This is a genomic window from Streptomyces sp. GbtcB6 (assembly GCF_019091475.1).
GTDB classification, from domain to species: Bacteria; Actinomycetota; Actinomycetes; order Streptomycetales; family Streptomycetaceae; genus Streptomyces; species Streptomyces hyaluromycini.
In genome coordinates this window covers 171,523-197,898 of record NZ_JAGXJL010000010.1, presented here as the reverse complement: position 1 = coordinate 197,898, position 26,376 = coordinate 171,523, and the positions used below count along the sequence as shown (strand labels likewise).

At 70.5% G+C, this 26,376-nt stretch carries 23 protein-coding genes and 1 pseudogene; 10 read left to right on the top strand and 14 right to left on the bottom strand.

Features of this window, described 5'->3' with window-relative positions:
* The first annotated feature begins 175 nt into the window (after window positions 1-175).
* A complete protein-coding gene (locus KVT45_RS19205; RefSeq protein WP_217549232.1) occupies window positions 176-1,531 on the top strand; it encodes a replication initiator in 1,356 nt (451 codons plus the stop codon).
* Window positions 1,532-1,749: 218 nt separating this feature from the next.
* Entirely contained in the window at window positions 1,750-3,717 is a 1,968-nt protein-coding gene (locus KVT45_RS19200; RefSeq protein WP_217549054.1) for a recombinase family protein, read from the top strand.
* Here KVT45_RS19200 and KVT45_RS19195 read toward each other — a convergent pair.
* From KVT45_RS19195 to KVT45_RS19140, 12 genes and pseudogenes are all read right to left on the bottom strand, one after another.
* Window positions 3,695-3,811: pseudogene (locus KVT45_RS19195) on the bottom strand (YccF domain-containing protein); the annotation flags it as partial. The gene KVT45_RS19200 and the pseudogene KVT45_RS19195 overlap by 23 nt on opposite strands.
* A complete protein-coding gene (gene htpX, locus KVT45_RS19190) occupies window positions 3,808-4,671 on the bottom strand; it encodes a zinc metalloprotease HtpX (protein WP_089099496.1) in 864 nt (287 codons plus the stop codon). The gene htpX and the pseudogene KVT45_RS19195, both read right to left, overlap by 4 nt.
* 250 nt (window positions 4,672-4,921) lie before the next feature.
* Window positions 4,922-6,445 (bottom strand): NADH-quinone oxidoreductase subunit N, encoded by a 1,524-nt coding sequence (locus KVT45_RS19185; protein WP_217549052.1) that lies wholly within the window; start codon window positions 6,443-6,445, stop codon window positions 4,922-4,924.
* The gene (locus KVT45_RS19180; protein WP_217549050.1) at window positions 6,442-8,016 is read right to left on the bottom strand and encodes an NADH-quinone oxidoreductase subunit M; all 1,575 of its coding nucleotides are present in this window, start codon (window positions 8,014-8,016) and stop codon (window positions 6,442-6,444) included. The genes KVT45_RS19185 and KVT45_RS19180 overlap by 4 nt, the downstream gene beginning before the upstream one ends.
* A 6-nt stretch (window positions 8,017-8,022) precedes the next feature.
* A complete protein-coding gene (locus tag KVT45_RS19175; RefSeq protein WP_217549048.1) occupies window positions 8,023-10,017 on the bottom strand; it encodes an NADH-quinone oxidoreductase subunit L in 1,995 nt (664 codons plus the stop codon).
* The gene (gene nuoK, locus KVT45_RS19170; protein ID WP_089099500.1) at window positions 10,014-10,391 is read right to left on the bottom strand and encodes an NADH-quinone oxidoreductase subunit NuoK; all 378 of its coding nucleotides are present in this window, start codon (window positions 10,389-10,391) and stop codon (window positions 10,014-10,016) included. Before nuoK ends, KVT45_RS19175 begins: the two co-directional genes overlap by 4 nt.
* Entirely contained in the window at window positions 10,391-11,068 is a 678-nt protein-coding gene (locus KVT45_RS19165; protein ID WP_217549047.1) for an NADH-quinone oxidoreductase subunit J, read from the bottom strand. Before KVT45_RS19165 ends, nuoK begins: the two co-directional genes overlap by 1 nt.
* Complete coding sequence (locus KVT45_RS19160) at window positions 11,065-11,664, bottom strand: NADH-quinone oxidoreductase subunit I (RefSeq protein WP_217549045.1); 600 nt, start codon at window positions 11,662-11,664, stop codon at window positions 11,065-11,067. The genes KVT45_RS19165 and KVT45_RS19160 overlap by 4 nt, the downstream gene beginning before the upstream one ends.
* Before the next feature lie 2 nt (window positions 11,665-11,666).
* Entirely contained in the window at window positions 11,667-12,635 is a 969-nt protein-coding gene (locus tag KVT45_RS19155) for a complex I subunit 1 family protein (RefSeq protein WP_217549043.1), read from the bottom strand.
* On the bottom strand, window positions 12,632-13,966 hold the full coding sequence (locus KVT45_RS19150) for an NADH-quinone oxidoreductase subunit C (protein ID WP_217549041.1): 1,335 nt from the start codon (window positions 13,964-13,966) through the stop codon (window positions 12,632-12,634). The genes KVT45_RS19155 and KVT45_RS19150 overlap by 4 nt, the downstream gene beginning before the upstream one ends.
* Window positions 13,963-14,568 (bottom strand): NADH-quinone oxidoreductase subunit B, encoded by a 606-nt coding sequence (locus tag KVT45_RS19145; RefSeq protein WP_217549039.1) that lies wholly within the window; start codon window positions 14,566-14,568, stop codon window positions 13,963-13,965. The genes KVT45_RS19150 and KVT45_RS19145 overlap by 4 nt, the downstream gene beginning before the upstream one ends.
* On the bottom strand, window positions 14,559-14,969 hold the full coding sequence (locus KVT45_RS19140; protein ID WP_217549038.1) for an NADH-quinone oxidoreductase subunit A: 411 nt from the start codon (window positions 14,967-14,969) through the stop codon (window positions 14,559-14,561). The genes KVT45_RS19145 and KVT45_RS19140 overlap by 10 nt, the downstream gene beginning before the upstream one ends.
* A gap of 248 nt (window positions 14,970-15,217) precedes the next feature.
* Here KVT45_RS19140 and KVT45_RS19135 point away from each other — a divergent pair, with 248 nt between their 5' ends.
* The 5 genes from KVT45_RS19135 to KVT45_RS19115 all read left to right on the top strand — a co-directional run bounded on the left by KVT45_RS19135 (window position 15,218) and on the right by KVT45_RS19115 (window position 22,145).
* Window positions 15,218-16,408, top strand: a complete 1,191-nt coding sequence (locus KVT45_RS19135; RefSeq protein ID WP_217549037.1) for a sensor histidine kinase — start codon at window positions 15,218-15,220, stop codon at window positions 16,406-16,408.
* A gap of 162 nt (window positions 16,409-16,570) precedes the next feature.
* Window positions 16,571-17,920 (top strand): sensor histidine kinase, encoded by a 1,350-nt coding sequence (locus tag KVT45_RS19130; RefSeq protein ID WP_217549036.1) that lies wholly within the window; start codon window positions 16,571-16,573, stop codon window positions 17,918-17,920.
* A 320-nt stretch (window positions 17,921-18,240) separates the two neighbouring features.
* On the top strand, window positions 18,241-18,948 hold the full coding sequence (locus KVT45_RS19125; RefSeq protein ID WP_150133667.1) for a response regulator transcription factor: 708 nt from the start codon (window positions 18,241-18,243) through the stop codon (window positions 18,946-18,948).
* 202 nt (window positions 18,949-19,150) lie between these two features.
* A complete protein-coding gene (locus tag KVT45_RS19120; protein WP_217549035.1) occupies window positions 19,151-21,079 on the top strand; it encodes a 2-oxoacid:acceptor oxidoreductase subunit alpha in 1,929 nt (642 codons plus the stop codon).
* A gap of 4 nt (window positions 21,080-21,083) precedes the next feature.
* The gene (locus tag KVT45_RS19115; protein WP_217549230.1) at window positions 21,084-22,145 is read left to right on the top strand and encodes a 2-oxoacid:ferredoxin oxidoreductase subunit beta; all 1,062 of its coding nucleotides are present in this window, start codon (window positions 21,084-21,086) and stop codon (window positions 22,143-22,145) included.
* Between the two features lie 101 nt (window positions 22,146-22,246).
* Here KVT45_RS19115 and KVT45_RS19110 read toward each other — a convergent pair whose 3' ends face one another.
* Window positions 22,247-22,585 (bottom strand): helix-turn-helix domain-containing protein, encoded by a 339-nt coding sequence (locus tag KVT45_RS19110; protein WP_217549228.1) that lies wholly within the window; start codon window positions 22,583-22,585, stop codon window positions 22,247-22,249.
* 155 nt (window positions 22,586-22,740) lie between these two features.
* Between KVT45_RS19110 and KVT45_RS19105 the strand changes: the two genes are divergently transcribed.
* The 3 genes from KVT45_RS19105 to KVT45_RS19095 all read left to right on the top strand — a co-directional run bounded on the left by KVT45_RS19105 (window position 22,741) and on the right by KVT45_RS19095 (window position 25,183).
* Entirely contained in the window at window positions 22,741-23,592 is an 852-nt protein-coding gene (locus KVT45_RS19105; RefSeq protein ID WP_217549034.1) for an SDR family oxidoreductase, read from the top strand.
* 129 nt (window positions 23,593-23,721) lie between these two features.
* Window positions 23,722-24,687, top strand: coding sequence for an EamA family transporter RarD (gene rarD / locus KVT45_RS19100; protein WP_217549033.1), 966 nt, complete (start codon window positions 23,722-23,724; stop codon window positions 24,685-24,687).
* Between the two features lie 31 nt (window positions 24,688-24,718).
* On the top strand, window positions 24,719-25,183 hold the full coding sequence (locus KVT45_RS19095; protein ID WP_217549032.1) for a VOC family protein: 465 nt from the start codon (window positions 24,719-24,721) through the stop codon (window positions 25,181-25,183).
* A gap of 9 nt (window positions 25,184-25,192) precedes the next feature.
* On the opposite strand, the gene KVT45_RS19090 is transcribed toward KVT45_RS19095, so the two are convergent.
* Window positions 25,193-26,344, bottom strand: a complete 1,152-nt coding sequence (locus KVT45_RS19090; RefSeq protein WP_217549030.1) for a tetratricopeptide repeat protein — start codon at window positions 26,342-26,344, stop codon at window positions 25,193-25,195.
* Window positions 26,345-26,376 lie beyond the last annotated feature (32 nt).

Genomic DNA, 26,376 nt, shown 5'->3' with positions numbered 1-26,376 from the left:
CATCCGCTGACCCACAACCCCACCCACCGGACCACCAAAGGGACAACCCCATGACCCACGGCGCACCACCACCCACCCACCGTGTCGCCTCGGCGGCTCACCTCGGAAGGTCACCACCATCACCCCGGAGTTCACCCCGGCTGACAGGCGCGCCGCCCTCGACCGCGCGGCGCGCCTGCGTCAGCTCCCCGAAACCGACCGCGACGCCATCCGCCTCGCCCAAGATCCGAACTTCCCCCGCTGGCTGGAGCAGATCACCGCAACCGGCGGATGCTCCCACCCCGTCCACCTCTCCGGCTCCACCACCACCCTGGACGGCACGACCGGCGAGATCCTCCACCACTACGACACCCGCACCGAACCGGGTGAACGACTTCTCGTCCGTTGCCGCAACCGCCGGGCGACCATCTGCCCCGCCTGCTCCCGCCTCCACGCCGGAGACACCTTCCACCTCGTCCGCGCCGGCCTCCTCGGCGGCAAGAACGTCCCCGAGACAGTCCGCCATCGGCCCCGGCTCTTCGTCACCCTGACGGCCCCGTCCTTCGGCCCCGTCCACCGCGCCGGGGATGTGTGCCGTCCTCGACGCGACGGCGGAACCTGCAAGCACGGGCGCCCCCTCCGCTGCGGCGCCGTCCACGCCTCGGACGCCCCGGTCATCGGCCAACCTCTTTGCCCCGACTGCTACGACTACACCGCCCACGTTCTCTGGCACGCGCACGCCTCCAAGCTGTGGGACCGGTTCGCCATCGACGTCCGACGACGCCTCGCCACCTCCGCCGGACTCGTACAGGCCCACCTCGCCGAGCACGCGCGGCTCTCCTTTCCACGCGTCGCCGAGTACCAGAAACGCGCTGCCGTCCACGTCCATGCCGTCGTGCGCCTCGACGGCCCGGCCGGACCTGATGATGAACCCCCGGCCTGGGGCACGACGGAACTGCTCATCAAGGCGGTACGCGCCTCCGCCCGGCGGGTCCTGGTCCGCACCCCCTACAGCCTCGCTGTGGGTGAACTGGCGCTGCGCTGGGGTGCCCAGGTCGACGCCCGGCCCCTCCGCATGAACGGCGACGGCACCGACGATGACGCGGTGGCCGCGTACGTCGCCAAATACGTCACCAAGGGAGCCAGCGAAACAGGCGCCGGCACCGACCACCCCGTCACCGATCAGGTGGACATCGAGTCGGCACCCGTGAGCGAACACGTCCGCACCCTCATGCGCACCTGCTGGCGCCTCGGCAGCCTCCCCGAGTACGCGCCACTCCGCCTCCGGGACTGGACACACACCCTCGGCTACCGGGGCCACATCCTCACCAAATCCCGCGCCTACTCGACCACCTACGCGGCACTTCGCGCCGAACGCGCCCACCACATGGGGCACGCCGTCATGCCAACTGCGATAACCGACCGCCAATGGCGCTACGTGGGCTCGGGCCACTCCCCCGGCGCTGCCCTTATCGCGACCGGAGTTGCCGAGGATCTCGCCAACAACCGCGAATGGAGCCGGGAGGCCGCGTCTGATCGGGGGTGGACTTGATGCCCCAGACAACGGTGATCTGGACGCCCGACAAGGCACTTTCTGCGGCTGAGCGGGCTCTACTGCTGCGGATCCTCTTCGGACCCCGAACCCGGCGTCTACGAAGTAATCAAAGACCTGATGAGACGTCAGTATGTGACAGTAAACTGGAGTTAGAGACAGACGCCCCGGCAGCGGCTGGCACCGCCCCGGGGCTGGCCGACTGATTGGGAGTCGACGTGTCCAATAAAAGCACAGCCCTGCGCTCACCCATCGAGACCGCTGCTCGGGTGGCCGGCACACGCACGCTGCGTGCCGTCGACTACCTCCGCGTCTCGACCGAGGAACAGAAGAAGGGCTACGGCGTAGCCAGGCAAAGCCGTAAGACAACAAGGCACATCGCGCTCAAGCAGTGGGCGCATGTCGGGACCTACAAGGACGAGGGAGTCTCCGGGTCCCTGGAAGCTGCGGACCGAGGTGACCTCAAGCGCCTCATGGATGAAGCTCAGGAGACTCCGCGCCCCTTCGACATCGTGGTGGTACCGGACGGCCGTGTGATCGGTCGTAAGGGCCGCGCCTTCTGGCGCTGGGTATGGGCCCTCGAAGACATCGGCGTTTACGTCGCCGTCGTGGCCGACGACTACGACAACACGACGGCCGAAGGGCGCAAGAAGATGCGCCGCGATGCCGACTACGCAGAGACCGAGTGGGAGACGATCCGAGACCGCACCCAGGGCGGGTTGCAGGAAAAGGCAGAACTCACGCCGGCTGCGCACATCGGTGGGCGCCCTCCCTACGGCTACCGAATCGCCAACAAAGGAACTCCTGGCTCATACCTTGTGGTCGACGAGGATGAGGCGAAGGTCATCAGGCACGTGTACGACCTGGTCGTTGGCGAGGGCCTCAACCTCCGTAAGGCAACGATCCGTCTGAACTCGGAAGGCATCAAAGCCCGTTCGGGCAAGTCCTGGACGCGTGACAACCTCCGTGATCGGGTGATGTCGACGCCGGTGCTCGATGCCGTGCTCGTCTTTCGCGGGAAGCATGCCAAGACCGACGAGGACGGCACCCCCCTCTGGGGCGACTCGATCAGGATCGAGCTTCCTCGGATCCTGACCGAAGAACAGAGCGCTGAGCTACGGCGCAAGGTTGCTGAGACCGCAAAGCACAGCAGCGGGCAGCGTTCCTTCTATCCGCTGAGTGGCCGGGTTGTGAGCCTCTGCCAGAGGACATACTCAGGGATGAGCTACGCGTCGGAACGTGAGTGCGCCCGGTTCTACCGGTGCACTGGAAACGCGTCCAAGGATCTCAGCCAGAAGTCATGCGGCTGCTCTCGCATCGACGCTGACGCTCTTGAGGCACACGTCTGGACCCGCGTCACTGAAATCGCGAGCGACAGCGAGAGACTTCAGGCGCTGGCTGCCGAGTGGATCGGGATGGCGGAAGGGGACACCGCCGCTCTGGTCGACCGGATCGCCGACCTTGACCGACAGATCGAGGGCATGAACGCGTCGATTGCCGCTGTCATCGTAGCCACCGCCAAACAAAGCAAATCAGCAGACGCCATTGAGGCGGCCTCGGCCGTGCTGAATGAAGAACTCCAGCAGCTTCAGAATCTGCGCGACGAGGCGGCCGAATGGCTGGCGGAGATGGAGGAATCGGATCAGCGTGCACGTGATCTGATCGCCCTGGCTGCCATGGCGAAGAAGACGTTTCCGGACATGGCCCCAGAGCAGCAAGCCGCCATCCTGTCCATGCTGGAGCTAAGGGTCACGATCACCGGGCCCGTCCCGGACGATCGGCGTGGTGGTGTCCCCTGCACAGTGCGGGCCTGGTACGCCGCCAATGGTCTCGGCATCCCGGCCGCCGGCCTCTCTGACGAAGAATGGGCCAGGGTCGCTCCCCTGCTACCCAAGGGACGCAGGGGCACCGTCCGCCAGTCCTTGGACGCCATCTTCTACAAGGCGCGTACTGGCAAATCGTGGCCTGAGGTAGTCAAGGACACTGGCGCCACTATCCAGGCTTCGAAGCACTTCAATGCCTGGGCATCAGACGACACGTGGACCCGCGTGAACGCCGCACTGTCGGACGTGGAACAGGTCCCTCTTCCCGAACTTCAGCTCCTGCCGCCGATGATCATCGAAGGGCGAGTCGACCCGAGCGCGATGCTGCACCCTGAGGGACGATCCCGAACGGGATGCCGATGATCGTGATGCAGAGGATCACGCCCGCGAGCAGGTAGCCGAGGAACAGCCAGAAGCCGCTCAGGACGAGCCAAATGATGTTCAGGATGGTCTTCACTGCGGGCGACCTGCCATCTTCTCTAGCCGGGCGATCCGTTCCGCCATGGGCGGGTGCGTCGAGAACATCTTGGACAGTCCCTGGCCCGGACGGAAGGGGTTCGCGATCATCATGTGGCTCGCGGTCTCGATCCGGGGCTCGGGGGGCAGCGGGAGCTGCTTGGTGCCGGCGTCCAGCTTGCGCAGGGCGCTGGCGAGGGCGAGCGGGTCGCCGGTGAGCTGGGCGCCGGAGGCGTCCGCCTCGTACTCCCGGGAGCGGCTGATGGCGAGCTGGATGAGGCTGGCGGCGAGCGGGCCCAGGATCATGATCAGCAGCAGGCCGAGGAAGCCGGGGCCGTCGTCGTCGTCCGAACGGCCGACCGGGATCAGCCACGCGAAGTTGACCAGGAACATGATCACCGAGGCGAGGGCGCCGGCGACCGACGAGATGAGGATGTCGCGGTTGTAGACGTGGCTGAGTTCGTGGCCGATGACACCGCGCAGTTCCCGCTCGTCCAGGATGCGCAGGATGCCCTCCGTGCAGCACACGGCGGCGTTGCGCGGATTGCGGCCCGTGGCGAAGGCGTTCGGGGCCTCTGTCGGGGAGATGTACAGGCGGGGCATGGGCTGGCGGGCCTGGGTGGAGAGATCGCGGACCATCCGGTACAGGGCCGGGGCCTCGAATTCGCTCACCGGGCGCGCGCGCATCGCGCGTAGCGCCAGTTTGTCGCTGTTCCAGTACGCGTACGCGTTCGTCCCGAGGGCGACGAGGACCGCGACGATCAGACCCGTTCGGCCGAAGAAGCTGCCGATGACGATGATGAGTGCCGACAGTCCCCCGAGGAGAACTGCGGTCCTGAGCCCGTTGTGCCGGCGGTGCACGGTACGCCCTCCAAGTCGTGCGGCAGGGGAACCCTTTGCCTGCGGTGCTGCCTTCCGATCTGCGATGCCACCGGTGTCGTGGTGTCACGTCCAGTGGACCCTTTCGCACTGGTCAACGCCAGGCGACGGCCACTAGTTCCCTTGTGTCCGCTGTGCGCCGGGGGAGCCGTCCGGGTGAGAGCCGTACCGGGCGCGCGTGACGGTTCGCACGGGCGCGTGCAGGGTGTCCGCCACGCGCGCGTGCAGGACGTCAGAACAGGCCGGTGGCGGCGAAGCGGAGCACCAGCTGCGGTGCCCCGGAGAGGACGACGCCGAGGGTGCCGGTGAGGGCGAGCGCGGCCGTGAGGGGGGCCGGGAGCCGGTGCCTGGCGGGCTCGCCCTCGGGGGTGCGGAACAGCAGGGCCGTCCACTGGAGGTAGTAGTAGAGGGCGATCACGACGTTGACGGCCATGACGACGGCGAGCCAGCCGAGGCCGGCGTCGACGGCCGCCGAGAAGACGGTGACCTTCGCGAACAGGCCGATGATGCCGGGCGGGAGTCCGGCGAGGCACAGCAGGAAGAACGTGAGGAGCAGCGCGGTGAGCGGGTTCCTGGCGTACAGGCCGCGGTAGTCGGAGATCCGGTTGAGCCGCGCGGTGCGGGCGACGGCGGCGGCCACCGCGAAGGCCCCGAGGTTCACGGCCGCGTACATGAGGGCGTAGGCGACGGTGGAGCCGACGGCCTTCTGGGCGTCCTCGGTGTATCCGGCGGCGGCGATCGGCACCAGCAGGTAGCCGGCCTGGCCCACCGACGACCAGGCGAGCAGTCGTACCGCGCTGTACGCGCGCGTGGCCTGCTGGCGCAGGGCCGCCACGTTGCCGACGGTCATGGTGAGGGCGGCCAGGGCGGCGAGCGCGGGTCCCCAGACGTCGGCGTACGACGGGAAGGCGACGACGGTGACGAGGATCAGGCCCGAGAAGCCGACGGCCTTGCCGACGACCGACAGGTAGGCGGCGATGGGGAGCGGGGCGCCGACGTAGGTGTCGGGTACCCAGAAGTGGAACGGGACGGCGGCCGTCTTGAACGCGAAACCCACGAGGGTGAGGACGACACCCGTCTGGGCGAGCGTGTGCAGCTGTCCGTCGACGTGCTGGATCCGGTCGGCGACCTGGGTGAGGTAGAGGCTGCCGGTGGTGGCGTACACGAAGCTGACGCCCATGAGGCTGACGGCGGTCGCGGTCACCGAGGACAGGAAGAACTTCAGGGCCGCTTCGGAGGACCTCTTGTCGCCGTGCCGGATGCCGACGAGGGCGAAGGCGGGCAGGGAGGCGACCTCCAGGGCGACGATCAGGGTGGCGAGGTCGCGGGAGGCGGGCAGCAGGGCGGCGCCGGCGGCCGAGGAGAGCAGCAGGAACCAGAACTCGCCCTGGGGGTAGCGGCGGTTTCCGTCCTTCAGGGTGGTGACGGAGAGCAGGGCCGTGAGCAGTGCGCCGCCGAGGACGAGGAACTGCACGACCAGGGTGAACCGGTCGGCCGTGTAGCTGCACGCGTGCGTGGTGCCCGTCAGGCAGAAGGTGCTGCGGTCGTGGTCGAAGAGCGGGAGCAGCAGAAGGGCGGCCGCGGCGAGTCCGGCGACCGAGACCCAGCCGAGGAGCGGTTTCCTCGCCTCGGGTACGAACAGGTCGGCGACCAGGACGATCAGGCCGACGACCGCGGTGAGGGTGGGCGGGGCGATGGCGAGCCAGTCGACGGACTGGACCAGGTTCGCGGCCAGTGGCTGGGCCAGGGCGCTCATCGGGTGCCTCCTGCGAGGAGCTGCTGCACGGCCGGGTCGGTCAGACCGAGCAGGGCCTTCGGCCACAGTCCGGCGACGACGGTGAGGGCGACGAGCGGGGTCCAGGCCGCGAACTCGTAGGTGCGGACGTCGGCGAGTTCCGGCGTGTCCTGCGGTACGACGCCCATACAGACGCGGCGGACCACGGCCAGCATGTAGGCGGCCGTCAGCAGGGTGCCGAAGGCGGCGATCGCCATGAAGGTCAGGAAGGCCGGGCGGCTGAGGCCGGCGGCGGGCTTGAACGCGCCGAAGAGGGCCAGCATCTCGCCCCAGAACCCGGCCAGTCCGGGCAGGCCGAGCGAGGCGACGGCGGCGAACGCGAGCAGTCCGCCGAGCCGTGGTGCCTTGCCGTACAGCGCGGCGCCGGTCTCCTCGGCCAGGGTGTCCAGGTCGGTGGTGCCGGTGCGGTCCTTCAGGCCGCCGACCAGGAAGAACAGCAGGCCGGTGATGAGGCCGTGGGCGATGTTGGCGAACAGGGCGCCGTTGACGCCGGTCGGGGTCATGGTGGCGATGCCGAGCAGGACGAAGCCCATGTGGCCGACGGAGGAGTAGGCGATCAGCCGTTTGAGGTCGCCCTTCGCGCCCCGCTTGGCCAGGTTCAGGCAGGCCAGGGACCCGTAGATGATCCCGACGACCGCGAAGGCGGCGAGGTACGGCGCGAAGGTGCGGAATCCGTCCGGCGCGACCGGCAGCAGGATCCGGACGAACCCGTATGTGCCCATCTTGAGCATGACACCGGCGAGCAGGACCGAGCCGACGGTCGGCGCGGCGGTGTGGGCGTCCGGCAGCCAGCTGTGCAGGGGCCACATCGGGGTCTTGACCGCGAGCCCGATCCCGATCGCCAGAACGGCGATGACCTGCACGGATGTGGTCAGCGATCGGCCGTTGTCAGTGGCGAGTGCCACCATGTCGAACGTGCCCGCCTTGATTCCGATCAGGAGCAGGCCGAGCAGCATGACGACGGACCCGAGCAGGGTGAAGAGGATGAACTTCCAGGCGGCCCGGGTCCGCCCCGCGCCGCCCCAGCGGGCGATGAGGAAGTACATCGGGATGAGCACCGTCTCGAACGCGAGGAAGAACAGCAGCAGGTCGAGGACGGCGAAGCTCGCGAGGGTGCCGGACTCCAGGACGAGGATCAGTGCGACGAAGGCCTTCGGGGACGGGCCTGCGGGCGGGTTGAAGTACGAGTAGAGCGCGCAGAGGAAGGTCAGCAGCGCGGTCAGGACCACGAGGGGGAGGGAGATGCCGTCGATGCCGAGGTGGATGCGCACGTCGAGTGCGGGGATCCAGCTGATGTCGGTCGTGGCCTGCATCCTCGACGGATGGTCCTGGTCGAAGCCGAGCGCGAGGACGATCGCGGCGATGAGGATCGCGCCGGTCACGGTCACGCCGTGGCGGAGCACGGCCTGCTCGGGCGACTTCCCCTTCAGCCCGGGCGGGGCGGGCAGCAGGGCGGCGACGGCGCCGAGAAGCGGGCCGACGACGATCAACGCCAGAAGGAACTGCATCACGGACTCGCTGATATCGATCACGCCTGCTCACACTCCCGTGGCGACGAGGAGGACGGCGACCGCCAGGACGACGGTGCCGGCGAGCAGCGCGCTCACATAGGTCTGGACGTTGCCTGTCTGGGCTCGCCGTACGGCGGCGCCGAGCAGGCGGGGCAGAGCACCCGCCCCACGCACGTAGGTGTCGACGACCTCGCGGTCGAGGAACTGGACGAGACTCGCGGCGGCCAGTACCGGGCGGACGAACAGCGCGTCGTAGACGGCGTCCAGGTGGAAGCCTTCGGCCGCGTGCCGGTACAGCGGACCGAGCAGCAGCCGGCCGGGATCCGCCGGGTCGGGTGCGTAGGCCACGTCGCCGAACACGGGCTTGTGGGCGGCGATGACCTCGGCCTCGACCAGCCCCGCGTCGGCCTCCGGGTGGGCGGCGACGGCACCCAGCGGGGCGCGGGCGGCCAGTGCTCTGGTGCGCTGCCAGGCACCGTAGGTGACGAGTCCGCCGACGAGCGCGAGGCCGGTGCCGAGGACCGACGTGGTGAGGGTCGGGGTGAGGGCGCGGCCGTCGAACCAGCCGGGCAGCGAGCGGTAGGCGAACCCGCCGAACGCGAGGGAGGGCACGGCCAGGACCCACAGGACCACGGTCATGGACCGCGGCTGCCTGCCGTGGTCAGGTGCCTCGGCCCCCCGGCCCCGGAAGGTGAGCAGCCACAGCCGGGTCGCGTACGCGGCGGTGAGCAGGGCGGTGGCCAGGCCCGCGACCAGGACGATCCAGCCGGCGCTGCCGGGGGCGTGCTCGGTGTGGCCGGTGGCGACGTGCTCGGCGGCGCCGAGGACGGACTCCTTCGAGAAGAAGCCGCTGAAGGGAGGGATCGCGGCGAGCGCGAGCAGGGCCACGGTCATCGTCCAGTAGACGTCCGGGACACGGTCGGGCAGGCCTGAGGCGCGGGACATGACGGCCAGCGAGTTGGTGCCGGCGGCGTGGATGATCACGCCGGCCGCGAGGAACAGGAGCGCCTTGAAGGCGCCGTGGGACAGGAGGTGGAAGACGGCGGCACCACGGTCGCCGACGGCGAGGGCGCCGGTCATGTAGCCGAGCTGGCCGATCGTCGAGTAGGCGAGGACGCGTTTGATGTCGTCCTGGGCGAGCGCGGCGAGGGCCGAACCGACCATCGTGACGGCAGCCATGACGGCGAGGACGACCATCACGGCCGCGCTGGCCTCGAAGACCGGGAGGAGACGGGCGACGAAGTAGACACCGGCGGCGACCATCGTCGCGGCGTGGATCAGTGCGGAGACGGGGGTCGGGCCGGCCATGGCGTCGGGGAGCCAGGTGTGCAGCGGGAACTGCGCGGACTTGCCGGCCACACCGCACAGGAGCAGCAGACCGACCAGGGTGGGATGGTGCAGCCCGCCGTTCGCGACGGTGGCGAGGACCGTGGTGATGCGGAACGACCCGGCGTCGGTGGCCAGCGCGAACAGGCCGATCAGGAACGGTACGTCGCCGAGCTTGGTGACCAGGAAGGCCTTGACGGAGGCGGCGCGCGCCTCGGGGGTCTCCCAGTAGTGCCCGACCAGGAAGTAGGAGCAGATACCCATGACTTCCCAGCCGACCAGCAGCACGATCAGGTCGCCGGAGTAGACGACCAGCAGCATCGCGGAGGTGAACAGGGAGACGAGGGCGGCGTACGAGGGGTAGCGCGGGTCGTCGCGCAGGTAGCCGGTCGAGTAGATCTGCACGCAGGTGGCGACGAAGGCGACCAGGAGGGCGACGAGGGCGGCGAAGCCGTCGATGTGCAGGGCCAGTTCGATGGGGACCGAGCCGGTCGGGGTGAGCTCGGTGTGGGCGTCCACGGCTTGGCCGCCGCCCTGGTCGGCGGCGACCGTGCAGGCGAGGGCCAGCGCGGCGAGCGTCGGCAGGACCGCGAGCGGGCGGACGAACCCGGGGGCGGTGCGCCCCAGGAGCAGACCGGCGGCGGCGCCGAGGAACGGCAGGAGAGGGACGAGGACGGCGAGGGTGGTCGTGGTCACGCGGTGGCCTCAGCCTTCTCGTCGGCCGCCTCGTCCGGGGGCGTGCCGTCCTCGTGGCCCTCGGCGGTGTCGCGGAGCCGGTCGATGTCGGAGGTGCCGCGGTTGCGGTAGACGGCGAGGACGATCGCCAGGCCGATGCCGATCTCGGCGGCGGCGATGGCGATGGTGAACAGGGTCAGGGCCTGGCCGGAGTGCAGGGTGTCGCGGGCGGTCTTGCTCAGCCAGACGTCGAAGGCGACGAGGTTGAGGTTGACGGCGTTGAGCATCAGCTCTACCGACATCAGGACCAGGATCGCGTTGCGGCGGGCGAGGACGCCGTACAGGCCGGTGCAGAAGAGGAGAGCGGAGAGAACGGCGGGATAGGCGAGGTGCATCAGCGGGCGCCTTCCTGCTCGGATTCCTGTTCGGATTCCTTCTCGGCCCTCTGCTCGATCGGGTGAATCCCGGAACCCGTGACGGAAGGGGAACTCTGCGTGACAGCCCGGCCGTTCACAGGGGGCGGGGCCGACTCCGCCTTCGCCTTCCGGGACAGGACGATCGCGCCGACCAGGGCCGCGAGGAGGAGGACGGAGAGGGCCTCGAAGGGCAGGACCCAGTTCTGGAAGAGGCTCGCGCCGGTGACCTTCGTCGAGCCGGCGGCGGCGCCGTCCAGGTCGATCCAGGTGGTGCGGAAGGCGTCCACGACCACCCAGACCAGGGCAGCGGCGGCGACGGCGGCCACGGCCAGCGCGACCCAGCGGTTTCCGGAGTCCGCGTCCGGGGAGCGGCCGATCGGGGCCTTGGTGAGCATCAGACCGAAGAGAAGGAGGACGACGACGGAACCCACATAGATGAGGACCTGCACCCAGGCGATGAACTCGGCGGTGAGCAGCAGGTATTCGACGGCGAGCCCGCCGAGGGCGACCACCAGCCACAGGGCGGCGTGCACCAGTTGGCGGGTGGTGACGGTGACAAGGGCGGCGCCGAAGGTGACCATGCCGACGAGGAGGAAGGCGATCTCGACACCGGTCGGCGACAGGAAGCCGTGCGGTGCTTGGGCGAGAGGGGTCACCGCTCCCCCTCCCGCGGCTCGGCCGGGGCGGCGGCCGACTCGTCCTGCGCGGTCTGCGGGGTCTGCTCGGCCTGAGCGGCCGCGAGCTTCTCGGCGGTCTTGCGGGCGGCGGCGATCTCCTTCGGTTCCTCCGCGCCGGGGTCGAGGGCGGGCGGGGCCGGGACCGTCCACATCCACTCGCGGAGCTTGTCACGCTCGTGGGTGAGTTCGTGGATGTCGGTCTCGGCGTACTCGAACTCCGGGGACCAGAACAGCGCGTCGAAAGGACAGACCTCGATGCAGATACCGCAGTACATGCACAGGGAGAAGTCGATGGCGAAGCGGTCCAGGACGTTCCGGCTGCGTTCGCGGCCGCCCGGGGCCGCCGCCGGGACGGTCTCCTTGTGGGAGTCGATGTAGATGCACCAGTCGGGGCACTCACGGGCGCAGAGCATGCAGACCGTGCAGTTCTCCTCGAACAGCCCGATCACACCCCGGGTGCGGGGCGGGAGGTCGGGAAGGGCGTCCGGGTACTGCTCGGTGACCGACTTCCGGGTCATCGTGCGCAGGGTGACGGCCAGGCCCTTGGCCAGGCCACTGCCGGGAATGGGAGCCACGGTTAGGAGATCACCACCTTGACGATGCCGGTGAGGGCGATCTGGGCGAGAGAAAGGGGGACAAGGAGGGTCCAGGAGAACTTCTGCAACTGGTCCTCGCGCAGCCGGGGGTAGGTCACGCGGAGCCAGATGACGACGAAGGCGAGGAGCGCCGTCTTCAGGAGGGTCCACAGCCAGCCGAGGCCGTCGGCACCCCACGGGCCGTGCCAGCCGCCCAGGAAGAGAACGGTGGTCAGGCCGCACAGGACGACGATCCCGGCGTACTCGGCGAGCAGGAACAGGGCGAAGCGCAGGCCGGTGTACTCGGTGTACGCGCCGAAGATGATCTCCGAGTCGGCGACGGGCATGTCGAACGGGGGCCGCTGGAGTTCCGCGAGGCCGGCGACGAAGAAGACCAGGCCGCCGGTGATCTGCCAGGGCAGCCACCACCAGTGGAAGGAGCCCACGATGCCCGGCAGGGAGACGGTACCGGCCGCCATCGCCACGGAGGCGGCGGCGAGCAGCATCGGGAGTTCGTAGGCGAGGAGCTGGGCGGCGGTGCGCAGGCCGCCGAGAAGGGAGAACTTGTTGGCGCTGGCCCAGCCGGCCATGAGCGAGCCGAGGACGCCGACGCCCATCACGGCCAGCACGAAGAACACACCCGCGTCCAGGACCTGGCCGACCGCGCCCTCTCCGGGGCCGATCGGGATGGCGAGCAGCACGAGCAGATACGGGAGGAGGGCCACCGCGGGGGCCAGCTGGAAGACACGGCGGTCCGCGCCCGCCGGGACCACGTCCTCCTTCTGCGCGAACTTCACGCCGTCGGCGATCAGCTGGGCCCAGCCGTGGAAACCACCGGCGTACATCGGGCCGAGGCGGCCCTGCATATGGGCCATCACCTTGTGCTCGGTCTGACCGACGATCAGAGGGAAGGTGAGGAAGACGACGAACACGACGAGGAGTCGCAGGGCGACGTCCAGAGCGTCGTTCACTGCGGGCCTCCTGGAGGGTTGTCGTGGGCGGCTGGGTGTTCGGGGTCGGCGGCGGGGGTCGGGGCTTCGGGGTTGGGCGGGGCGTCGGAAGCGGGGGCCTCGGAGCCGGACGGTTCAGGGCCGGCGTCCTCGGATGCCTCAGGTTCGGCCGGGTCCGACTCGGGCTCTTCGGGCGCGGCAGGGCTCGGCTCGGCAGGGCTCGGCTCGGCCGGCCCCGGTGCCGTCGGCTCCCCCGTCCCCGGCTCCTCGAAGGCCGGACGGGCGTGGTGCCACGGCGCGTCCGAGCTGCGGGAGGTCGCGGGGCGGGCCGGGGTGGCCGGTAGCGCCGGCGTCTCGGTCTCCTGCGCACGCTGCGAAGCGGAGCCACTCGAGGCAGTACGTGCCCGGCGCGGCCCCCGGGGAGCAGCCGACGGCCCTGCGGCAGGAGCGGTCGCCTCCACACCGGTGCCTTCCGCGGCGCTCCCCTCGGCAGGCGCTGTCTCCGCACCGGAGACCGTCCGCTGCGTGGCGGAACCCTCGCTCGCGCTCCGGGCCCGGCGTGGAGTGGCCGTCGGCCCCGCCGTCCCCTCGGCAGCCGTCTCGGCCACTTCGGTCGGCTCGGCCACCTCGGTCGGCTCGGTCGCCCCGGCGGCCTGGCTCGCCGAGCCCTCCGCGGTCGTACGTGAGCGGCGTACCGGGCGGTCGCCGGTCGCACGGGCCGGGCGGTCGCCGGCGGCGCGGCCCGCTGCGGCTCGCGCCGGGCGGGCGGGGGCGGCCGGAAGCCGGCCCTTGAGGGGACCCCACTCGTTGGGGTCGGGGACGCCTGGGGGGAGCATCTGGCGGCGCTTGGGGCCGCCGTGGTCGGACTCGCCCGGTTCCTTGGCGCCGGGCCAGGCCTTGGCGACGCGGGCCGCGAGGACGAAGTCCTTGCGGAGGGGGTGGCCTTCGAAGGTCTCCGGGAGGAGAAGGTGCTCCAGGCCGGGGTGGCCGGTGAAGCGGACGCCGAACATCTCGTGGGTCTCGCGTTCGTGCCACCGGGCGCCCGCGAAGACACCGACGGCGGACGGGAGTTCGGGGGCGGAGTGCGGGACGGTCGTACGCAGGAGCAGGCGGCGGACCGGGGCGAGGGCGACGACGTGGGCGGAGACGCGGAAGCCGGTGCCGGGTTCGTCGACCGCGCTCAGCCAGTCGAAGTAGGTGCAGGAGAGGGTCGTACGGGCGACCTCCAGGGCGGCGAGCCAGGAGGAGGGAGGAACGTCGACCGTCAGGACGTCGTAGGACTCGTCGGCGGTGGCGTCGGTGCCGAAGAGTTCCTCGACTGGGGCCGGCAGCCAGCCGGTCGGGGCCGTCATCGCGCGCCCCCCTCGCCCTCGTTCGCCGTGGGGACCGGCGGCCGGACCAGGCCGCTCTGGAGGGCCGCGGCGGAGGGGCGGGGGGTGCCGTAGCGCTCGCCCAGGGACTCCGCGGCGATCTTCTCCTGGAGTTTGAGGATGCCCTGGAGGAGCGCCTCGGGGCGCGGCGGACAGCCGGGGACGTAGACGTCGACAGGGATGATCTGGTCGACGCCCTTGGTGACGGAGTAGGAGTCCCAGTAGGGGCCGCCGCAGTTCGAGCAGGCACCGAAGGAGATGACGTACTTCGGTTCGGGCATCTGCTCGTACAGGCGCTTGACCGCCGGGGCCATCTTGTCCGTGACCGTGCCCGAGACCACCATCAGGTCCGCCTGGCGGGGGCCCGGTGCGAAGGGGATCACGCCGAGGCGGATGAAGTCGTGGCGGGCCATCGAGGCGGCGATGAACTCGATCGCGCAGCAGGCGAGACCGAAGTTGAAGACCCAGAGCGAGTAGCGGCGGCCCCAGTTGAGGACGACCTTCATCGGTTCGGGGGCGAGGCGGGCGAGCGCGCCCAGCCTTTGCGGCTCCGGCAGCGGCACGGGCTCCAGCGTCACGTCCATGTCAGGACGCCCTTCTTGTATGCGTACAGCAGGCCGACGGCGAGGAAGCCGAGGAAGATGAACATCTCCACGAGCGTGGTCGCGCCGTAGCCGGGAGCGGCGAAGACCGTCGCCCAGGGGAACAGGAAGATCGAGTCGACGGCGAAGATGACGTAGAGGAAGGCGTAGACGTAGTAGCGGACCTGGGTATGGGCCCAGCCCTCGCCGACGGGGTCGACACCGCACTCGTAGGTGAGGAGTTTCTCGGGCGTGGGGACCACCGGGCGCAGCAGCCGGCCGGCGCCGAAGGCGACGGCGACGAAGAGCACGCCGACGAGCGCCAGCAGTCCCACGACCGAGTAGGACGCGAAGTAGTCCGCGGCGACGACCGCGGTCGGTTCACCGCCCACCGTCTCCCGCATCGCCCGTCCCTCACTCCCTCGACAGACCACAGGCCCGACCGGCCCGGTGCCGTGACCTCAGTCAACTCTTGATTCGACGATCTGTACGCACGGGAGTCTAGGCCCTGATAAAGACACGGTAAGCAGGCCGTCACACCGTGGGACACCGTGGGACACGAGACGGGGGCCGGCTGGTGGGGTTTTCCCCAGGGCGGCCCGGGCGGCGAACTCCATGGCGTCGTGCCACGGCACACGGCACGCTGGCGCATATGACCGCACCAGCACCCCGATCCCCCGGCCTCGCCGACGGCAGGGAAGACCGCGAGCGACTGCCGCCCGTGCGCTTCGCCTACGACGTTCACACCTGGAAGGAGATCTCGCACCTCCTGCTGAACCTGCCGATGTCGCTCTTCGGCTTCGTGTACGTCGTCACGACGGTGTGGGTGAGCGGTGTCCTGACGCTGACGGTGATCGGCATACCCCTGCTCGCCGCGACGCTGCTGGGCGCCCGGCAGCTGGGGAAGCTGGAGCGGGGACGCGCGCGTGCGCTGCTCGGGGTGCGGGTGGAGGAGCCGACCCCGCTGCCGTGGGCCAGGCGCGGTGCGGGTACCCAGCGGCTGTGGATGACGTTGAAGGACCCGGTGGGCTGGCGGACGCTGCTGTACGACTTCATCCGGCTGCCGTGGGGCATCCTCACCTTCTGCACCACGCTGACCTCGCTGTTCGTGCTGTGGCCGGTACTGCCGTTCATCGCGCGCGGGCTGGCGAACGTGGACCGGGCGATGGTGCGCGGCCTGCTGTCGCCCTCCGACGAGCTGGAGCGCCGTATCGCCGAACTGGAGTCGGACCGGGGGGTGGTCGTCGACACGGCCGCCGCCGACCTGCGGCGCATCGAGCGTGATCTGCACGACGGCGCGCAGGCCCGGCTCGTCAATCTGGCGATGGGGCTCGGCCTGGCGAAGGAGAAACTGCTGGAGGATCCCGACGCGGCCGCCACGATGGTCGAGGAGGCGCACGGCGAGGTGAAGCTGGCGCTGCAGGAGCTCAGGGATCTCGCCCGGGGCATCCATCCGGCGGTGCTGACCGACCGGGGGCTGGACGCGGCGCTGTCGTCGGTCGCCTCGCGCTGCACGGTGCCGGTCCAGGTGACCGCCGACCTGCCGTCCAGACCGGCGCCCGCGATCGAGGGCATCGCCTATTTCACCGTCTCCGAGCTGCTGCAGAACATCAGCAAGCACAGTGGGGCGCGTACCGCCTCGGTGGACGTGTGGCGGGCCGACGACCGGCTGCTGATCCAGGTACAGGACGACGGGCGCGGCGGGGCGAGCCTGGACGGCGGCTCCGGAATGCGCGGGCTCGCGGACCGGCTGGGCGCGGTCGACGGCCTGTTCGTCGTGAACTCACCGGCCGGCGGTCCCACGACGGTCACCGCGGAGCTGCCCTGGCGCGACCGGGCGTAGCCCCGGGGCCGGGGTGGGGGTGGGGTGGGGGTGGGGGTGGGGAAAACCCCCCTCTCAAGACTCCGATGGCCTCCATGGTCCCCCGACCTGCGGCACAGCAGAGTGGAGATTCGGCAGGACAGGGCCGGTGAGACTGGGACAGGACGGGACGGGACGGCGCCGATGGCCACGGAGTACGGACACGGGTACGCGCAGGAGCAGGGGTACGGCTACGAGCCGTACGGTGGGCGTCGGCATCGGGTGCCGGCCGTGCTGCGGGCGCCGTTCGAGGCGCGCAGCTGGCGTGAGTTCGCCTATGTCCTGCTGGGTCTGCCGGTCGGCGTCACGCTGTTCGTGTGGGCCGTGACCATGCTGTCCCTCGGCGTCGGTCTGCTGGTGACCTTCATCGGGATCCCGCTGCTCGCGGTGGCCCTCGCCGGATGCCGTGGCTTCGGGACGCTGGAACGGGCACGCGCGCGTGGGCTGCTGAAGCTGGCGGTGGCCGACCCGGAGCCGCTGCGGATGCGCAAGCCGGGGTTCTTCGCCTGGGTCGGCGCGGTGCTGAAGAGCGGCACGTCCTGGCGTCATCTGCTGTACGCGGTCCTCCAGTTCCCCTGGTCGATGTTCTCCTTCGTCGTCGCCCTCAACTTCTGGGCGTACGGCTGGGCCCTGCTGACATATCCGCTGTGGTTCTGGGTGTTCCCGGTATGGGCCGGGCAGGGCGGGCTCCAGCTGTACGGCGACGCGCACCACAGCGTCTACCTCGACAACCCGTTCGAGATCACCGTGACGTCGCTGGTGGGACTGCTGTTCACGCTGGCCACGCCGTGGATCGTACGGGCACTGACGCTGGTGGACCGGCTGATGGTGCACGGGCTGCTGGGGCCGTCGAAGCTGGCGTCGCGGGTGGTGGAGCTGGAGTCCGACCGGGGGATCGTCGTGGACGCGGCCGCCGCCGATCTGCGGCGGATCGAGCGGGATCTGCACGACGGGGCGCAGGCGCGGCTGGTGGCGCTGGCCATGGATCTGGGGCTGGCGAAGGAGAAGCTGCGGGAGGATCCGCAGGCCGCGGCGCGGATGGTGGACGAGGCGCACGGTGAGGTGAAGACCGCGCTGCAGGAGCTGCGGGACCTGGCCCGCGGGATCCATCCCGCCGTGCTGACCGACCGGGGGCTGGACGCGGCGCTGTCCGCGGTGGCCTCGCGGTGCACGGTACCGGTACGGGTGGAGGTCGACCTGGCGGAGCGGCCGGCGGCGGCGATCGAGGGGATCGCCTACTTCACGGTGTCCGAGTTGCTGCAGAACATCAGCAAGCATGCGCGGGCGAGTGGGGCGGCGGTGGATGTGTGGCGCAGTGAGGACCGGTTGATGCTGCAGGTCGCGGACGACGGGGTGGGGGGGGCGGACACGGCGAGGGGGTCGGGGCTGGCGGGGCTGGCCGAGCGGCTCGACGCGGTCGACGGGATTCTGGTGGTGGACTCGCCGGTGGGTGGGCCTACCCGGGTGACGGCGGAGCTGCCCTGGCGTGGCTGAGGGCGGGTTCTCGCCCCCGCCGCCCCTACCCGTCCCGTCCTCCAGGGGGTGGGCCCCCTTCGACCCCCCGTCCCTGGGGGCGGCGCCCCCAGACCCCCGCTTCGGCCTGAACGGCCTCGTCCTCAAACGCCGGACGGGCTGAGAGGGCGGGCGTAGGGGTGCGGGGGCGGCTGTCGTCCTCAAACGCCGGACGGGCCGGAGGGGGTGCGGCCGGCTCTCGTCCTCGCGCAGCGTGCGGCCTGATTTGGTTCGCCTCGTCTCGTTACCCGCACGCACTCCGATCCGAATGCTGGAATGCTGGACTTTCGGACAGGGCAGGCATGTACGCCGGACGGGGTGTGGGGGGCCGGGAGATCGTGGAGGACAGAGTGCGGGTGGTCATCGCCGAGGATTCCGTGCTGCTCAGGGAGGGGCTGACCCGGCTGTTGACCGACCGGGGGCATGACGTCGTCGCGGGCGTCGGGGACGCGGAGGCACTGGTCAAGACCATCGCCGAGCTGGATGCGCAGGACGCGCTGCCGGACGTCGTCGTCGCGGATGTGCGGATGCCGCCGACGCACACCGACGAGGGTGTGCGGGCCGCCGTACGGCTGCGGAAGGCGCATCCGGGGCTCGGGGTGCTGGTGCTGTCGCAGTACGTGGAGGAGCGCTACGCCACCGAACTGCTGGCCGGTTCCAGCAGGGGCGTGGGGTACCTGCTGAAGGACCGGGTCGCCGAGGTGCGGGAGTTCGTGGACGCCGTGGTGCGGGTCGCCGAGGGCGGTACGGCACTCGATCCGGAGGTCGTCGCACAGCTGCTGGGCCGGAGCCGGAAGCAGGACGTCCTTGCGGGCCTCACCCCGCGGGAGCGGGAGGTGCTGGGGCTGATGGCCGAGGGGCGGACGAACTCGGCGATCGCGCGGCAGCTGGTGGTGAGCGACGGAGCCGTCGAGAAGCACGTCAGCAACATCTTCCTCAAGCTCGGGCTCTCCCAGAGCGACGGTGACCACCGGCGTGTTCTGGCCGTTCTGACGTATCTGAACTCCTGACGGGCCGACGGCACCGTGTCGGCACCGGAAGGCAGCCAGGGGGAGGGAACATCATGACAAGTCAGGGCGAAAGGTCGTCTCAGAACCCCGTCCAGCATGCGAGCGGGCACGGGAAGGCGACCCTAACCGACGTAGGGTTGATTACGGGATGGTCCGTGGGACGACCGCCCCCGGACAGCCGCCTCGAAGGAGGTCCAGTTCAGTGACCAGCCAGGTCAGCAGGACAACGGAACAGGCCGACGGAACCGTCGTGGGAGAGCAGCGCAAGCCGGGCGGTGTGAAGGCCGTCCGGCGCCTCGATCGGGTGATCATCCGGTTCGCGGGGGACTCGGGTGACGGTATGCAGCTCACCGGTGACCGGTTCACGTCGGAGACCGCGTCCTTCGGTAATGATCTGTCCACCCTTCCGAACTTCCCGGCCGAGATCCGGGCCCCCGCAGGCACTCTGCCGGGGGTTTCCTCGTTCCAGTTGCACTTCGCCGACCACGACATCCTCACCCCCGGGGACGCGCCGAACGTGCTGGTCGCGATGAACCCGGCCGCGTTGAAGGCGAATATCGCGGATCTGCCGCGCGGCGCGGAGATCATCGTCAATACGGACGAGTTCACCAAACGGGCGATGCAGAAGGTCGGCTACGACACCTCGCCCCTTGAGGACGGGTCACTGGACGGCTACAGCCTCCACCCGGTGCCGCTGACCACGCTGACCGTGGAGGCACTGAAGGAATTCGACCTCAGCCGCAAAGAGGCCGAGCGCAGCAAGAACATGTTCGCGCTCGGCCTCTTGTCATGGATGTACCACCGGCCGACCGAGGGCACCGAGAGATTCCTCCAGCAGAAGTTCGCCAAGAAGCCCGAGGTCATGAAGGCGAACCTGGCGGCCTTCCGGGCGGGCTGGAACTTCGGCGAGACGACCGAGGACTTCGCGGTCTCATATGAGATCGCCCCGGCGACCACCGCTTTCCCGGTCGGCACGTACCGGAACATCTCCGGGAACCTGGCGCTGGCGTACGGCCTGGTCACCGCGGGCCGGCAGGCGGATCTGCCGCTGTTCCTCGGGTCGTACCCGATCACCCCGGCCTCCGACATCCTGCACGAGCTGTCCAAGCACAAGAACTTCGGTGTGCGGACCTTCCAGGCGGAGGACGAGATCGCCGGCATCGGCGCGGCGCTGGGCGCGGCGTTCGGCGGTGCGCTGGCGGTGACGACGACGTCCGGTCCGGGTGTCGCCCTGAAGGCGGAGACGGTCGGCCTCGCGGTCTCGCTGGAGCTGCCGCTGCTGGTGATCGACATCCAGCGGGGCGGGCCGTCCACCGGTCTGCCGACCAAGACCGAGCAGGCGGACCTGCTGCAGGCGATGTTCGGCCGCAACGGCGAGGCCCCGGTCCCGGTCATCGCCCCGCGGACGCCGGCGGACTGTTTCGACGCGGCCCTGGAGGCGGCCCGGATCGCGCTGACGTACCGGACCCCCGTGATGCTGCTCTCCGACGGCTACCTGGCCAACGGCAGCGAGCCCTGGCGGATCCCGGAGCTGGAGGAGCTCCCCGACCTGCGGGTGCAGTTCGCGAGCGGGCCCAACCACACCCTCGACGACGGCACCGAGGTCTTCTGGCCGTACAAGCGCGATCCGCAGACCCTCGCCCGGCCATGGGCGATCCCGGGCACGCCCGGCCTCGAGCACCGGATCGGCGGCATCGAGAAGCAGGACGGCACGGGCAACATCTCCTACGACCCCGCCAACCACGACTTCATGGTCCGCACCCGGCAGGCCAAGATCGACGGCATCGACGTACCGGACATCGAGGTGGACGACCCGGACGGGGCGCGCACCCTGGTGCTGGGCTGGGGGTCGACGTACGGGCCGATCACGGCGGCGGTACGGCGGCTGCGCGCGGCCGGCGAGCCGATCGCGCAGGCGCATCTGCGGCACCTCAACCCGTTCCCGAGGAATCTCGGCACCGTGCTGAGGGGTTACGACAAGGTGGTGATCCCCGAGATGAACCTCGGTCAGCTCGCCACCCTCATCCGGGCGAAGTACCTGGTGGACGCGCATTCGTACAACCAGGTCAACGGCATGCCGTTCAAGGCCGAGCAGCTCGCCACGGCGCTCAAGGAGGCCATCCATGACTGACGCCATGACCGACGCCACCGACGGACTGCTGCAGCTCGTCCCCAAGGCCGAGGCCAAGCAGTCCATGAAGGACTTCAAGTCCGACCAGGAGGTGCGCTGGTGCCCGGGCTGCGGTGACTACGCGATCCTGGCGGCCGTGCAGGGGTTCATGCCGGAGCTGGGGCTGGCGAAGGAGAACATCGTCTTCGTCTCGGGCATCGGCTGCTCGTCGCGTTTCCCGTACTACATGAACACGTACGGCATGCACTCCATCCACGGCCGCGCCCCCGCGATCGCGACCGGGCTCGCCACCAGCCGGCGGGACCTGTCCGTGTGGGTCGTGACCGGTGACGGTGACGCCCTGTCCATCGGCGGCAACCACCTCATCCACGCCCTGCGCCGCAACGTCAACCTGAAGATCCTGCTCTTCAACAACCGGATCTACGGGTTGACGAAGGGGCAGTACTCACCGACGTCCGAGGTCGGCAAAATCACCAAGTCGACACCGATGGGCTCGCTGGACGCCCCGTTCAACCCGGTGTCGCTGGCGATCGGCGCGGAGGCGTCCTTCGTCGCACGCACGATCGACTCCGACCGCAAGCACCTGACCGAGGTGCTGCGCGCCGCCGCGGCCCACCCGGGCACGGCCCTGATCGAGATCTACCAGAACTGCAACATCTTCAACGACGGCGCCTTCGACGCCCTCAAGGACAAGCAGTCGGCGGACGAGGCGGTGATCCGCCTGGAGCACGGGCAGCCCATCCGCTTCGGCGCGGACGGCACGCGCGGTGTCGTACGGGACCGGCTCACCGGCGACCTGTCGGTGGTCGACGTGACCGCGGAGAACGAGTCCGAGGTCCTCGTGCACGACGCCCACTCCCCCTCGCCCACCACGGCCTTCGCACTGTCCCGGCTGGCCGACCCCGACACCCTGCACCACACGCCGCTCGGCGTCTTCCGCTCGGTGGAACGGCCCGTCTACGACGTCCAGATGTCCGAGCAGCTGGACACCGCCGTCGAACAGCACGGCAAGGGCGACCTGGCGGCGCTGCTGGCCGGCGGGGACACCTGGACGGTCGTGGGCTGACCCGGGGAAGCCGCGAGTCAGGAAAGCCGCGAGTGGGGCCCGGACGGTGCGTCCGGGCCCCACTCGCGTCCTCAGGGGCCTCAGGGGACCAAGGGGCCGCCTCAGGCCCGCTTCGCGTCGTCGTACGCCGCCCGGGCCCGCTCCACGTCCGCCATCCGCCGCTCGGTCCACAGCGCCAGGTCCCGCACCTGCTGGGCGGCCTCGCGACCGAGGTCGGTGAGGGAGTAGTCGACGCGGGGCGGGATGACGGGCTTGGCGTCCCGGTGGACGAGGCCGTCACGTTCCAGGGTCTGCAGGGTCTGGGTGAGCATCTTCTCGCTGACCCGGCCGATCGCGCGGCGCAGTTCGCTGAAGCGGTGGGGGCGGTCGAGGAGCTCGATCAGGACCAGGACGCCCCAGCGGCTGGTGACGTGCTCCAGGACCAGGCGGTACGGGCACATCTCCGCGCCGACGACGTACTTCCCGGCCTTCGGCGGATCGACTTCAGCGGCACTTACGGTCATGCCAGTACCTTACTTCAAAGTGGGTACTTTCTTTTGGTTAGCGCACCTCCTAGGGTTAGTGACATCGGAACCCCACAAGGAGATCGCACACCATGAGCATCGTTGTCACCGGAGCCACCGGACACCTCGGCCGTCACGTCGTGACGCAGCTGCTGGAGAAGGTCCCGGCCGAGCAGATCACCGCCGTCGTGCGCGACGAGACCAAGGCCGCCGACTTCGCCGCCGCGGGCGTGAAGATCGCCGTCGCGGACTACAACGCCCCCGAGACCTTCGACGGCCTCTTCGCCGCCGGCGACAAGGTGCTGCTGATCTCCGGCAACGAGTTCGACAAGGGCCGCCCCGCCCAGCACCAGGTCGTCATCGACGCCGCCAAGGCGGCCGGCGTGGCCCTGCTGGCGTACACCAGCGCCCCGGGCAGCCTGCACGCCTCCCTGGTGGACGACCACCGCGCCACCGAGGAGGTGCTGCTCGCCTCCGGCCTGCCGTACACCCTGCTGCGCAACGGCTGGTACCACGAGAACTACACCGAGAACCTCGCCCCGGTCCTTGCCCACGACGCCGTCGTCACGGCCGCCGGCGAGGGCCGGGTCTCCTCGGCCTCCCGCGCCGACTACGCGGCCGCCGCGGTCGCCGTGCTGACCGGTGAGGGCCACGAGAACCAGACGTACGAGCTGGGCGGCGACGTCGCCTGGAGCTTCGCCGAGTACGCGGCCGAGCTCGCCCGGCAGACCGGCAAGGAGATCGCCTACAACTCCGTGCCCGGCGAGGTGCTCCAGGGCATCCTGACGGGCGCCGGCGTGCCGGAGCCGTTCGCCGCGATCCTGGTCGACGTCGATGCGTCGATCGCCAAGGGCGAGCTGGTCGTCGACTCCGGCGACCTCTCCCGCCTGGCCGGCCGCCCGACCTCCCCGATCTCCGAGGCCATCACCGCCGCGCTCAAGTAGGCCGCCCGGGCCCGCGGAGACCGCACCCCGCCCTGTCACGACCGTATGTCGATACGGCCATGACAGAGCGGGGTGCTCGGCGCTACCTTCGTCCCGGTGTGCTGAAGAAACTGGGCGTGAGGAGGGCCGGTGGCCGACATATCGAAGGGTGAGCGGCGGACAGGACTGGTGAACGGCTTCGCGGCCTACGGGATGTGGGGGCTGGTCCCCCTGTTCTGGCCGCTGCTGAAGCCCGCCGGGTCGGTGGAGATCCTGGCCCACCGGATGGTGTGGTCCCTGCTCTTCGTCGCCGTCGCACTCGTCTTCGTACGGCGCTGGGCCTGGGCCGGTGAGCTGCTGCGGCAGCCACGCCGGCTGGCCCTGGTGACGGTCGCCGCCGCCGTGATCACCGTCAACTGGGGCGTCTACATCTGGGCCGTGAACGCCGGGCACGTGGTCGAGGCCTCGCTCGGCTACTTCATCAACCCGCTCGTCACCATCGCGATGGGCGTGCTGCTGCTGAAGGAACGGCTGCGGCCCACGCAGTGGGCGGCGGTGGGCGTCGGTTTCGCCGCCGTGGTCGTGCTGACCGTGGGCTACGGGCAGCCGCCGTGGATCTCCCTCGTCCTCGCCTTCTCCTTCGCCACCTACGGGCTCGTCAAGAAGAAGGTCAACCTCGGCGGTATCGAGTCACTCGCCGCGGAGACCGCGATCCAGTTCCTGCCCGCGCTCGGCTATCTGCTGTGGCTGGCCGGCCACGGCGAGTCCAGCTTCGTCAACGACGGCGCCGGGCACGCGGCCCTGCTGGCCTCCACCGGCATCGTCACCGCCGTCCCGCTGGTCTGCTTCGGCGCCGCCGCGATCCGCGTCCCGCTCTCCACGCTCGGCCTGCTGCAGTACCTGGCGCCGGTCTTCCAGTTCCTGCTCGGCATCCTCTACTTCCACGAGGCGATGCCCGTCGAGCGCTGGGCCGGCTTCGCCCTGGTCTGGCTCGCCCTCGCCCTGCTCACCTGGGACGCGCTGCGCACCGCCCACCGGGCCGCGCGGGCACTCGCGGCGGCGCCCGTACCACGGCCGGCGGCCCCGGTCGCGGAGACTCCCGCAAGTCAGGTGTGACTGTCAGAGCCGTCGGCTATAAGTGGGCGGCATGACGCAGACGCCCGCACCCCTGCACTGGAAGCTCGTCGTCGACGCCCGCGACCCGCACGCGCAGGCCGACTTCTGGGCCGCCGCGCTGCACTACGTGGCCGAGGACAACAGCGCGCTCGTCGAACGGCTCCTGGAGCTGGGCGCGCTGCCCGGCGCGGCCACCCTGGAGTACCACGGCCGTGCCGCCTTCCGTGACCTGATCGCCGTACGGCACCCGGACGATCCCTACGACGAGGAGCGCGGAACGGGGCTGGGGCGGCGGCTGCTCTTCCAGCGGGTGCCGGAGGCGAAGTCCGGGAAGAACCGGCTCCACATCGACCTGCGCGCCGGGGACGGGAAGCGGGCGGACGAGGTGGCACGCCTCGAGGCGCTGGGCGCGACCGTGGTGCGGCACGTCTCCGAGCCGGCCGGCGCGTGGACCGTGATGGCCGACCCGGAGGGCAACGAGTTCTGCGTGCAGTGACGACGACGCTCAGGCGTTCCGGGCGGCTCGGCGGGCGCGTTCCGTGAGCCGGGCCATCCGGGCGCGGGCCGACTCCAGTTCGTCGATGTCGTCGGCCGCCGGGCCGTCCTCGGTGGTGAGCCGCGACCACAGGTCGATCAGTTCGCGGCCGAGGCGCAGCCCGTGTTCCGGGTCGCGCACCGCGCGCCAGGCGGTCGCCGCGCTCCGCACGTTCCCGTACGCCGCCTCGCCGTCCCGCGCGCTCCGGCGCTGCCGGGCCAGGTCGAGGGAGAGGTGGAAGGCCCGCTCCGGGTCGCCCGCCAGGTAGGAGATGTACGCGGTCAGCTCGCCCAGGTGCAGCACCTCGGTGTGGTCGTCCCCGAGGACCGCGGCGACCTCGGCGACGGTGCGCTCCGCGAGCTCGGCCGCCGCTTCGATACGGCCCGTCCGGACGGCCTCGTTGATCCGCGCCACCGGCTCGGTGAGCAGCGCGGCCCCTTCCGCCGTCAGCGTCACGGGCTCGTCCCCGAGCACCTCCTCGGCGACCGCGTCGAAACCGCGGGCGGGGGTGGGTGTGGGGGTGGACCGGAGGTCGGGGTCCCGGTCCACCGGCAGCTCTTCGGGTACGAGGGCGGTAACGGGAGCCGTCTCAGGGGCCGAGGCCGGGGCCGGGGTGCTCATCACGGGCGGCGGACCGAAGACGCCGACAGGGGGCTGGACGGTGCCCGGCGCGGGCGGCAGGGACGGGGCCGGCGGTACGGACAGTGCCGGCGGGGCGGCGGGCGGCTTCGGTACCGCCCGCAGGGGGAACGCCGGCGCCGCCTCCGGCGCGGGTTCCCTCGGCGCGGCTTCCTTCGGCGCGGATTGCCCCTTCGGTTCGGCGGCCGGTGCGGCCAGCCGTACCGGGTCGCCGGTGAAGCTGCTGGAGCCGTCCAGGTTCACCTGGAGGGGGACGACGTAGCCGATGCGGGTGTCGTGGACGGTGGCGAGGACCGGGCGGCCTGCGGCGCGGGCGAGGCGCTGGAGGTGGTTGAGGACCGCCTGCTGGGGTTCCTCGCCGGGGCCCGTGAGCAGCGGTACGCCGTCCACGGACGCGGTCGCGCCCGCCACCCGGACATCGACCGGTACCAGGCGTCCCTCCTGCTGGACTTCCCGCTTCTCCTCGCGGCTGAGTCGGGACATCGGCCCTCATTCCCCCGGCGTCACCATCCGGT